Consider the following 12,406-nt stretch of genomic DNA (forward strand, 5'->3'; position numbering starts at 1 on the left):
TAGAGATTAGAGATTAGAGATTAGAGATTAAAAGCATAAAATAAAGATAATTAAAGTGAAGGGAGAAAAGTAAGCGCAAGAGCAAAAAAGAGCATGACAATAAAATTTTAAATAAAGGAGAAAAACAATGAAACATAAAAAAGGATTATTGACAAAAATGCTCTTATCAATTGGGTTGCCGGTTGCAGTTATATTTACATTGGTGGCTAGTATATCTTTGTATATTGTGAATCAGGCGATTTCAACGATTACAATAAGCGAATTAACAGCAAAGTCACAGGCAGTTTCCAATGAAGTGGAAAGCTATTTTACCAAGTATTTGGAAGTAGCGAACCAAATGTCCGCTAATCCAGAAATGGAAAAATTGTTTGAAAAATCTACACCTGGGGTGGTTATTACTACGGTGGATAACTTCCCGGAAATTAAACAGGTATTGGACAACGTTTATAACACTGATCCGGAGAATATTATGGTATCCTGGATTGCAGACATTGATTCCAACCAATTTACTCAGTCTGATGGCTATGTATCAGATTCTTCCTACGATATGAAAACAAGATCATGGTATCAGGATTTAGTGGAAAAGAAAGAAGCTTTTATCACCGAGCCCTATGAGGATGCAGTCACTAAAAAAATGATTGTGAGTGTTGTAGCGCCAGTATTTAGAACCGGAACACAGGAGATGATTGGGGCAACCTGCATCGATGTGTCCATTGATCGAATTAAAGAAATCATTGCTGAAAATAAAATAGGTAAAACTGGATTCTTTGTAGTAGCTACCAATAAAGGAATGGTTTTTGATCATCCAAATCTTGCGTACAATAATTTGCCATTGGCTGAAACCGATATGTCTGATAATATTATTACAGCGTTAACAGACAAGACAACGGGTGAAATAAACTATACGACAGATAAAACAGAAAGCAAAGGATATGTGACCGAAATTGGGAACACCGGTTGGATGTTGGCAACAGGACTTCCTGACAAAGAATTCAATGGTCCGTTGGTAGGGGTTCAAAATGTCATGCTGATAATCTTTTGTTTAGGATTGCTGGCAATTATTGGCCTAGTCATCTTAGCTGCCAACAGCGTGGTGAAACCCATAAAGCGCCTTGTCGAAGCAGCCGATCTGCTTGCAGTCGGTGATATCGACATCGATTATAATATGGCGGCCAAAACTACCAATGACGAATTAGGAGAGCTCACCGTTGCTTTTGTGAATATGGCAGAAAATATTAAAGTTCAGTCTCAAGCGGCTGAACAGATAGCTGAAGGAAACATATCCATTGAAATTGAGCCAAAGTCTGAAAAGGATGTGCTTGGCATCAGTATGATGGCCATCAAGAATGCGATTACAAACCTTATTTCAGATACCATTATGCTTTCAGATTCAGCCATCTCCGGTGACTTTACAAAAAGAGCAGCGACCGAAGGACATTCCGGAGACTATCAGAAGGTCATTGAAGGGGTCAATCAAACCATGGATACCGTTGTCGATAAGATGATCTGGTATGAATCCATCATTGATGCAATTCCACTTCCGATCCATGTCACTGATAATAATATGAAATGGGTGTTTTTAAACAAACCCTTTGAAGCATTAATGATTGCCAATGGTGTGGTTAAAGATCGCGATTCAGCCTGCGGAATGGATTGTTTCAATGCGGGAGCCAGTATCTGTCAAACAGAAGGCTGTGGAATACGGCGGCTGGTTGACCAGGGCTTGTCGGATAGTTATTTTGAATGGTTTGGAAGAAACTTTAAACAGGATACTGCATATCTCAAAAATGCAAAAGGAGAAAATGTCGGTTTTGTAGAAGTCGTCACAGATTTAACGCCAATTATAAGGGTTAGTACGTACACCACAGAAGAGGTTAAACGTCTGGAAAAAAACCTGATATGCCTGGCCGAAGGTGATTTAGATTTTGACATGAATATCGGCGATTCCAATGAACATACAGCCGAGGTTAGTGCACAATTTAATGCAATCAGTAGAAGTATGGTTGAAGTTAGAACAACAATTGGGAATTTAATCCAGGATGCATCTATGATCACGGATGCAGTTGCTGAAGGAAAGCTGAAAACCCGGGCAGATACAACAAAATTTAAAGGTTCCTGGGAAACCCTGGTTGGCGGGATGAACAATATTCTTGAGGAAATTGCAAAACCACTGCAAGAGATTTCCAAAGTAATGAGTGGAATGGCCAACGGCAATCTGCGAATCATGATAACCGGTTCTTACAATGGTGATTTTGATGAATTGAAACAGGCAGTGAATAACACGATGACGAGCTTAAACACTGTTGTTGGTGAAATATCAAACAAAATAGAGCAAATTGCGGAAGGAAACCTTAACATTGAAAATGCAAGGGAATTCAGGGGAGATTTTGTCAGGATATCCAGCGCATTAAATGTTATTATTGAGTCATTAAATGGTATAATGGGTGATATTAATGATGCAGCGGAACAAGTTGCTTCGGGTTCGAATCAAGTTTCAGCCGGAAGTCAGTCATTAGCCCAAGGCTCCACAGAACAGGCCAGCTCCATCGAGGAATTAACTGCTTCCATTACTGAAATTGCATCTCAAACCAAAAACAATGCAGTAAATGCAAATCAAGCAAAAGAATTGGCTACTACAGTAAAGGACAATGCAACTAAAGGCAATGCACGAATGACTGAAATGCAGGATTCAATGGTGGAAATTAATGAGTCTTCTAAAAATATTTCAAAAATCATAAAAGTCATTGATGATATTGCGTTTCAAACAAATATTCTAGCACTGAATGCAGCGGTTGAGGCCGCGCGAGCCGGCCAGCAAGGCAAGGGTTTTGCAGTGGTTGCCGAAGAAGTCCGAAACCTGGCAGCCCGAAGCGCCGATGCGGCAAAGGAAACAACCGTATTAATTGAAGGGTCCATAAACAAAGTCGAAACAGGAACCAGAATTGCGGATGAAACAGCGTTAGCCCTGAATGAAATAGTTGATGGAATTGAAAAAGTTGCAAATCTCGTTGGCAATATTGCGATCGCCTCAAACGAACAGGCGACGGGCATTGCCCAGATTAACCAGGGTGTTGAACAGGTAGCTCAGGTTGTCCAAAACAATTCAGCAACGGCAGAGGAAAGTGCTGCTGCAAGTGAGGAATTGTCCGGCCAGGCAGAATTGCTAAAAGAAATGATGGATAGGTTCCAATTAAGAAAAAGCTGAAAATAGGTAAAAAATAAAAAAAAGAAAGGTTATCTAGTTTAGAAATCGAGAATTGCATTACAACCATTGATGTAGTTCTCGATTTTAAAAAGACTGGATAAAAAGGAGAATAATAATGGCTGTGAATGATATTGATATGAACAATTTTGAGGAAGATACTCAACACGGAAGATTTTTGACCTTTTCCCTGGAAGAAGAAGTTTTTGGCATTGAAATTAAATATGTTACTGAAATCGTCGGAATTCAATCCATCACCAAAGTACCCGAAGTGCCGGCTTACATAAAAGGAATTATCAATTTAAGAGGAAAGATCATACCCGTTATTGATGTGCGCATTAAATTCGGGAAAGAAGCCATCGCGTACAATGACCGAACCTGTATTGTCGTGATTGATATTCAGGAAATTTCAGTAGGATTGATTGTGGATAATGTTGAGGAAGTTTTGACCATTGATGATGATGCTATTTCACCACCACCCACCAATAAAACAGGATTTGAAAACCGTTTTATGAAGGGAATCGGAAAGGTTGGCGGAAAAGTACAGTTGCTGCTGGACTGCGAAAGATTGCTTAAAAACGATGAAAAGGAAATAATTGAAGATATTGCATAAGAAATTTAAGGGGAACGGCCAAGATGAGAGTTAAACATAAAATAAAGGTATTAATCGTAGACGATTCCCTTTTGTTCAGGGAAACACTGGCCAAAGAAATAGCTCAGGATTTAGGTATTGAAGTGGTCGGAACAGCATCAGATCCATATATGGCAAGGGATATGATATTGCAGTTAAAGCCGGACGTTTTAACCTTGGACGTAGAAATGCCGAAAATGAATGGCATCGAATTTCTAAAAAAACTCATGCCCCAATACCCCCTGCCGGTGATTGTGGTAAGTTCAAGTTCAAAAAATGTTTTAGACGCTTTAGATGCCGGAGCTGTGGAATTTGTAACCAAACCTGAAATGACACGATCCGGAGGGATGAGTTCCTTTATTAATGAACTCAAAATTAAAATTAAAATCGCTTCGACCGCAAAGGTCGGGAATTTAAAAAAAGAATACATCCCCACAAATCTTGTTTCCGGTACGGGGATCGACATTAAGAATGCCATCATTGCCATCGGTGCTTCAACCGGTGGAACAGAAGCTATTTTCAGCGTGGTTTCGGCACTGCCCCGGGATATGCCGCCCATCATCATCGTCCAGCATATGCCTCCGGTTTTTACCAAGCTTTATGCCGAAAGACTTAACCACTCCTGTAATCTTGAAGTGAAAGAAGCAGCAGACGGCGATGCCTTAAAACCGGGAAGAGTGTTGATTGCCCCAGGGGATTACCAAATGCGGTTGATTAAAAAATCCGGCGGTTTTTTTGTTAAATGCTCAAAGGAAGAAAAAGTCAGCGGCCATTGTCCTTCAGTTGATGTTCTTTTTGATTCCGTGGCAGAAGTGGCAGGAAAAAAAGCAATTGGGGTTATTTTAACCGGAATGGGTCGCGACGGTGCCAAGGGTTTATTGAATATGAAGAAAACTGGGGCTTATACCATTGGTCAGGATGAAAAAACATCCATTGTATATGGTATGCCAATGGTGGCTTTTAATATCGGCGCTGTCGACAAACAATTACCGTTAGAAAGAATATCCGAAGAGCTGGTCCGTTTTTTATCAAAACAATGAAAAGTCCAGCCAAAAGTTAAGTTAATCTATTTCCGAAAATGAAGGGAAACAGCCTTCATTTTTTTTCGAATAAATAACGACTTGAAAGGAGTCAATTAATGAATAAACCTAAACTGCTCAAGAAAAATCCAGACGATGTAAATCAATCAGCCGATAATGGGAAACTAAAGTTTGGGTTAGCTAAAAAACTCACCTTGCTTTTTATCTCGGGTTTTGCAGCAATTGTGCTGATCCTGGGGATCGTTTCCGTGAATATCGGCGCGAACACAGTGATGAATCAGGCAAGTGCCGATATGGAAGACTATGCAATTGCCAGCGGCAAGCAAATTGGGGCGGTTATTCAGGGAAACCTGTCAACGCTCAACGAAGTCGCTTCACGGGCCCGGGTGACACCGATGGACTGGAATACCCAGGTGGCCGCCATTTCGGTGGATGTTAACCGATTGGGTTATCAGGATATTGCGGTGATGAATCTCAGCGGACATGCAAAGTATGTTGTCGGCGGCGGAGAATTCGATTCAGCGGGACAGTTTTGGTATGAAGACGGATTTAAAGGCGAAAATTCCATTTCAGATGTTGCCATCAGTAAAGTTACCCTCGAGCCGGTTGTTTTTGACGTCGCCCCGATTAAGCAAAACGGACAGGTTGTGGGACTGCTGGTGGGCCGACGGGACCCAATCTATTTGCAGGAAGTTGTATCAAACATGGGCGCCGAAGGGGATCGGGAATACGGCTTCATTATTGCCCCGGATGGTATTATGATGGCACATCCCAATGCCGAACTGGTGAAAAATCAAACCAATATTTTCAATGAAGAAAAATTTAAAAGCCTGACAGCAACCATGCAGGAATTGGGTGTCGGCAATGCCGGCGTCATTGAGTACAATTATAATGGGGATAAAAAAATAGCCGGCGTCGCGCCAATACCGGGAACCGATTGGACCATGGTATTTACGGTTTACGAAACAGATCTTATCGCCCCCATCACCAATTTAAGAAATATTACCATTTTAATATCCCTGTTCATTTTAGCAATCGGCGGCTTCATCGGTTTTATTATGTCAAAGCGGATTGCCAGCCCGATTGTTAAAATAAAGGATGCCCTCGACAAACTAGCCATGGGCGATGTGGACATTGAGATTCCAACCATAACAACTAAGGATGAAATTGCCGATTTATTGATATCCTTTAAAACCATGGTTGATAATCGCAAGTTCCAGGCCCAGGCCGCTCAGCGTCTGGCGGAAGGAGATTTTTCGGTTGTCATAGAACCCCAGTCGGATAAGGATGTGCTTTCCCATGCCATGATTGCCATGATCAAGGAATTGAACAAGCTCTATGAAGGCATATCGGCAACTGAAAAAGCTATTGCCGAAGGGCGGTTGAATTTCCGAGGAAACACCAATGAGTATGCCGGTGTTTACAAACAAATCATCATTGGCTTGAATGGCATTATCAACGCGTTTACAAAACCCATAAAAGTTGCCTCAAAAGCTATTGAAAGAATTGGCAGCGGCAGGATTCCGCCAAAGATCACAACTGAATACCATGGCGACTTCAATGAGCTTAAAAACAGCATCAATGCCTGCATTGACGGTCTGGGAGCCCTGGAGGAAGGCAATAAAGTACTGGCATTGATGAGCAAAAATGATTTCTCGGAAGCGATTGAGGGGAATTATTTAGGAATCTATGCCGAGATCTCTGAATCCATCAATGGTGTTCATGGAAAACTGATTCATATTGTCGGTATTGCCAACAATATTGCCAGTGGGGAAATGCATGATTTGGAAGATTTAAAAGAAACAGGGAAAAGGTCGGAAAACGATCAACTGATACCAAGCTTAATTGGCATGATCGAAAACATCGTTCTGCTGGTGAATGAAACCGATGAAATGGCCCATATTGCCGTTGCCGGGGACTTAAATCATCGTGGCGACGTCAGTAAATTCCCCGGTGAATACGCCAAAGTCATTGAAGGCTTCAATCAGACCCTGGATGTGGTTATTGCCCCCATCAAGGAAGCCTCAAGCGTCTTAAAAGAACTGGCAAATGGCAACTTGAACACTAAAATGACTGGCAACTACCAGGGCCAGCACGCCAAGATAAAAGAGGATATGAATACAACCATAGAGTTTTTAAAACGTGTGGTTAATGAAATATCAGCGACACTGGAAGAAATTGGCAAAGGGAATCTTGACCAGGAAATTACTTCTTCTTATAGCGGCGATTTTGTGAATATTAAAACCGCCATCAATGATATCACGACGAGTTTAAGTGGCATTATGTCGGACATCAACATTTCAGCCAATCAGGTCGATTCCGGAGCCCGTCAAATTTCCGACGGCGGCCAGGCTCTGGCTCAGGGAACCACCGAACAGGCCAGCTCCATTGAAGAACTCAGCGCCTCGATTGAAGAGGTGGCCAATGAAACCAAGCGCAATGCGGTCAATGCCAATGCGGCCAATGAGCTTTCAGTGAAGGTTCGCACCAATGCTGAAATTGGCAATGCCCAGATGCAGAATATGATTTTGGCCATGGGTGAGATCAATGACTCCTCACACAGTATTTCCAAGATCATTAAGGTCATTGACGATATCGCTTTCCAGACCAATATTCTGGCGCTCAATGCCGCCGTGGAAGCTGCCCGGGCCGGACAGCACGGCAAAGGCTTTGCCGTGGTTGCCGAAGAAGTCCGAAGTCTGGCCGCCCGGAGTGCGGAAGCCGCCAGATCAACCACCGGCCTCATTGAAGGCTCCATTGAGAAAGTGGAAGTCGGAACAAAAATCGCCGACAACACCGCCAGCAGCTTGGAAGAGATGCTCACCGAAATTGAAAAGGTAACTGGCCTGGTGGCGACTATTGCCCAGGCATCCAACGACCAGGCCTCGGAAATTGCCCAGATCACCCTGGGGATTGAACAGGTTTCCCAGGTGGTTCAAACCAATTCTGCCACCGCCGAAGAAAGTGCCGCCGCCAGCGAAGAGCTTTCCAGCCAGGCCCAGATGCTGACCGAAATGGTGGGCACCTTCAAAATAAAAGAAGGCGGCAATGTCAACCAGGAAATGAATAAAAGAACTGTATCAAAAGCAAAAGAAGAGCCACGTTCAGTTCCGCCAAGAATTGTATTGGATGACAATGAAATAGATAAATATTAGTTTTTAGTACAAAAATGAATTAATTTCACAGGATAGCGCAATCAGGCTCCGATCAATTGATCGGAGCCTGATTTTTTTTAAATGCGTCTAATTTTTATATGTTTTAGACGAATGTTTACTTATATATTAGTTAAAGTCGTCTTATAGTTAGACGATAAGTAAGTAATGCAGAATGAATAACGCAATAATTTACCCTTGAAAAACTATAAAGAATATGTAGTAAGAATGATTATTGATTAAATAGAAATATAATAGGAGGCAATAAAAATGGCGTTTACCTACTTTTTCAGAGATTTACAAACACTTCAAATGATATGCGATCATGCGATTCCGACCTTGAGGTCAAGACGATACATTAATGTTTGGGATGCCGGTTGTGCCATGGGTCCAGAACCATATACCCTGGCAATGCTTCTCAGAGAAGGGATTGGGCATATGTATTTCAGAAATATAAAAATAAAGGCAACCGATATTGATGGAAGCAACCTTTTTGACAAAATTATTCTGGAGGGAATTTACCCAAAAGAACAGGTTGAACGGATCCCAAAAGATGTTTTTGGAAAATATTTTGTAAACGATAACAAAGAAGGCCATTTTAGGCTCACTGACGAAATCAGAAAGTCAGTAACTTATCAAAAGCATGATTTGCTGACACTCAAAAGTATTGGCAAGGATTTTGGATTGATACTCTGCAAAAATGTATTGTTGCATTTTAATGAGGTGCAGAGAATTGAAGTCCTTCGGATGTTTCATGAGTCTCTGATTGACGGTGGGTATTTGGCAATGGAACAGACACAAAAGCTTCCCAAGGAGCTGGAAGCTTTATTTGAGCCCGTTGTATCCAATGCTCAATTATACAGAAAAATAAGCAGTTAGGTGATGAGAATGCATGAAAGCAGGCAATTTAACGAGTCACAGCGAAGTATAAACTTCAAATGTATATTTGCTCACTGGTGAATGGAATACCCTCAGTGAGACAAATACAATGATTGATGCTATTCTAAAAGGCGGTGAAACACTCAAAATAGCAGACTGTGAATTTGAAGTCATTTATACTCCCGGACACAGCAATGATTCAATCTGTCTTTATTGTGAAGCAAATAAGGTTTTATTTGCCGGAGACAAGCCATTGGTTATAAGGTCAAAAGACACTACCTATGAAAAAAGATTCATAAATGCTCTTGAATATATCGTTACAAAAAAGATTGAAACCATATATTTTGGGCATGGTGAACCGCATAAAATTAAGTGTAAAAGAACACTGATAAACTCCCTGGAAAATGCAAAAATTAAAATTTAACAACAGGAGATTGATATTTATGAAATGGTTTTATAATATGAAAATCAGTGCCAAGCTTTTAGCTGGATTTATCTTGATGGCACTCATCGTAGGCGTTGTGGGCACAATAGGGGTTGTAAATATTAAATCTCTTGAGAAATCAGATACTGAGCTTTATGAAAATATGATGGTACCAACGGCCCAGATTGCCGAAATGTCAACGGCATTTCAGGGTTTGCGGGTGAACTTACGAGACATGATTATTGCAAACGATGCTCAGTCCATAAGTGAAAGTGCGAACAGCATCACCGAAAGACGAGCAGAGATCGATACCCTTGCAACAGAATTTGAAAAAACAATTATCTCAGACGAAATGAAAACAGCCTATGATGAGTTTATCCAAACACGATTGGCATATAGCACCCAATTGGAGCAAATAATGAATCTTGCCACCCAGAACCAGGATGCTGAAGCAATCGCAATGATGAGTGCGGGCAGCCTGGCCGGAAAAGCATCGGTTGCCGAACAGGATGCCATTGATAAAATACTTGCTATGAAATTGGAAGATGGCAAGATAAAATCAGACGGAAACACAAGCAACGCTGAAAGTACTGTTATAACAATGCTTATAATCATTGCAATAGGCGTGATTCTTTCCATAGCTTTGGGGCTTTTCCTCAGTTCAGCCATCAGTAAACCCCTCAAAAAAGCAGCCAATATGTTAAAAGAAATGAGTATGGGGCACCTGGGCCTGCGCCTGAATATGGAAACCAAGGATGAAGTTGGGCAGATGGCAGTGGCCATGGATAGTTTTGCGGATGATCTTCAAAATGTTGTGATTGGAACAATGAAGCAGATTTCAGAGGGTGATGTTTCGGCAGATATCAAAATTAGGGATGATCAGGATGAAATTTCTCCGGCGATCAAGCAGACCATTGAGTCCATAAAAGGTCTTATTATTGAGGCAGATGCGCTTTCCAAGGCAGCCGTTGAAGGGAAATTGGATACTCGAGGCAATGCAGCCAATTTTAAGGGCGGCTTTAAAGAAATCGTGGAAGGCGTCAATAACACCCTGGATGCCGTCGTCGGCCCGCTGAACGTGGCCGCTGAGTACATCGAACGGATCGGCAACGGTGATATTCCGGCGAAGATTACCGATACTTACTACGGCGACTTCAACGAAATCAAGAACAACCTCAACAGCTGCATCGACGGCGTAACCGCCCTGGTCGACGATGCTGCACAGCTGGAACAGGCCGGTGCCGCCGGGCGGCTGGATGCCCGGTCCGACACCACCAAACATCAGGGCGACTTCGCCAAGATCATGGAAGGCGTCAACAATACGTTAGATGCTGTGGTCGGTCCGTTGAACGTAGCGGCCGAATACATCGAACGCATCGGCAACGGTGATATCCCGCCGAAGATCACCGATACCTATTACGGCGACTTCAACGAAATCAAGAACAACCTCAACAGTTGTATCGATGGGGTCAATGCCCTGGTTGCCGATGCAAGTCAGCTGGAACAGGCCGGCGCCGCCGGCCGACTGGATGCCCGGTCCGACACCAGCAAACATCAGGGCGACTTTGCCAAGATCATGGAAGGCGTCAACAACACCCTGGATGCCGTCGTCTGCCCATTGAATGTGGCCGCCGAGTACATCGAACGGATCGGTAACGGTGATATTCCGCCAAAGATCACCGATACCTACTGCGGCGATTTCAACGAAATCAAGAACAATCTCAACAGCTGCATCGATGGGATCAACGCCCTGGTTGCCGATGCTGGGATGTTGGCACAGGCTGGTTTCGAAGGCCGATTGGATACCCGATCTGACACGACCAAACATCAGGGTGACTTCGCCAAGATTATGGAAGGCGTCAATACGACGCTGGATGTGGTTATTGCTCCCATCAAGGAAGCCTCAGGGGTTTTAAAACAACTGGCAATCGGAAATTTAAATGCTATGATGATGGGCGATTATAAAGGACAAAATGGAAAAATCAAAGATGACATGAATAAAACCATTGAGTTTCTAAAAAGTATTGTACAAGAAATAACCATTAAGCTCCAATACATTGGCGAAGGCGATCTTAATCAGGAAATAACAACAACCTATCATGGCGACTTTGAACATATTAAAACTGCCATTAATGGTATTACTACCAGCCTTAGCGAAATTATGTCAGATATTGATATTGCGGCGAGCGAGGTAGAAATAGGATCCAGACAAATCTCTGATGGGGGTCAGACACTGTCACAGGGCACAACCGAACAGGCCAGCTCCCTGGAGGAACTCACGGCATCCATTGACGAAGTAGCCGAAGAAACAAAGAAAAATGCTCTCAACGCCAACGAAGCAAATGAACGGGCCATTGAAGTACGAAAAAATGCCGAAATCGGCAATACCCAAATGGAAGAAATGGTCAGCGCCATGGTTGAAATCAATGATTCTTCCAAAAATATTTCCAAAATTATTAAAGTCATTGACGACATTGCTTTCCAAACCAATATTTTAGCACTAAACGCCGCAGTAGAAGCTGCCCGGGCCGGACAGCATGGCAAGGGCTTTGCAGTGGTTGCCGAAGAGGTTCGCAGCCTGGCGGCACGAAGTGCTGAAGCAGCCAAGGAAACAACCGGACTAATTGAAGGCTCCATCTTTAAGGTAGAAGCAGGCACTAAAATTGCTGACAATACGGCTGAAAGTCTGAAAGAAATTCTGGGCGAAATTGAAAAGGTAGCAGGATTAGTTGGGGATATCGCTCAGGCCTCCAATGATCAGGCAACAGAAATTTCTCAAATCACTCAGGCCATCGAACAGGTTTCCAAGGTGGTTCAGACGAGTTCCGCAACCGCCGAAGAAAGCGCCGCTGCCAGCGAAGAATTATCAGGACAGGCAGAAATGTTAAAAGAGATGGTTGGAACCTTTAAAATAAAAAATAAAGGCAACGAAAGACAGCGATCGAAGCAAAAAAAAGCATCAGAAAAAACGCCGAGAAAAATTGTGCCAATAGAAGAAGTGTGGATTGATTTAGATGATACTGCAGGGGACAAATATTAATCCAAAATGATTGAATTTAATAAGTAATGCAGACAGGC

Annotated in this window: 7 protein-coding genes; all 7 read left to right on the plus strand. The window is 42.6% G+C overall.

Features of this window, described 5'->3' with window-relative positions; translation table 11 throughout:
• The first annotated feature begins 127 nt into the window (after positions 1 to 127).
• Positions 128 to 3,205: a methyl-accepting chemotaxis protein gene (locus AKG39_RS05745; RefSeq protein ID WP_050739408.1), complete on the plus strand. Its 3,078-nt coding sequence runs from the start codon at positions 128 to 130 to the stop codon at positions 3,203 to 3,205.
• A 115-nt stretch (positions 3,206 to 3,320) separates the two neighbouring features.
• Positions 3,321 to 3,815 (plus strand): chemotaxis protein CheW, encoded by a 495-nt coding sequence (locus AKG39_RS05750; protein ID WP_115028212.1) that lies wholly within the window; start codon positions 3,321 to 3,323, stop codon positions 3,813 to 3,815.
• Positions 3,816 to 3,838: 23 nt separating this feature from the next.
• Positions 3,839 to 4,873 (plus strand): protein-glutamate methylesterase/protein-glutamine glutaminase, encoded by a 1,035-nt coding sequence (locus AKG39_RS05755; RefSeq protein WP_050739409.1) that lies wholly within the window; start codon positions 3,839 to 3,841, stop codon positions 4,871 to 4,873.
• Between the two features lie 98 nt (positions 4,874 to 4,971).
• Complete coding sequence (locus tag AKG39_RS05760; protein WP_050739410.1) at positions 4,972 to 8,028, plus strand: methyl-accepting chemotaxis protein; 3,057 nt, start codon at positions 4,972 to 4,974, stop codon at positions 8,026 to 8,028.
• Between the two features lie 267 nt (positions 8,029 to 8,295).
• Positions 8,296 to 8,904, plus strand: coding sequence for a CheR family methyltransferase (locus AKG39_RS05765; RefSeq protein WP_050739411.1), 609 nt, complete (start codon positions 8,296 to 8,298; stop codon positions 8,902 to 8,904).
• Positions 8,905 to 9,013: 109 nt separating this feature from the next.
• Complete coding sequence (locus tag AKG39_RS05770; RefSeq protein ID WP_050739412.1) at positions 9,014 to 9,328, plus strand: MBL fold metallo-hydrolase; 315 nt, start codon at positions 9,014 to 9,016, stop codon at positions 9,326 to 9,328.
• A 19-nt stretch (positions 9,329 to 9,347) separates the two neighbouring features.
• A complete protein-coding gene (locus tag AKG39_RS05775; RefSeq protein WP_050739413.1) occupies positions 9,348 to 12,368 on the plus strand; it encodes a methyl-accepting chemotaxis protein in 3,021 nt (1,006 codons plus the stop codon).
• Positions 12,369 to 12,406 lie beyond the last annotated feature (38 nt).

It is taken from the genome of Acetobacterium bakii, from assembly GCF_001263355.1.
Classification (GTDB): domain Bacteria; phylum Bacillota; class Clostridia; order Eubacteriales; family Eubacteriaceae; genus Acetobacterium; species Acetobacterium bakii.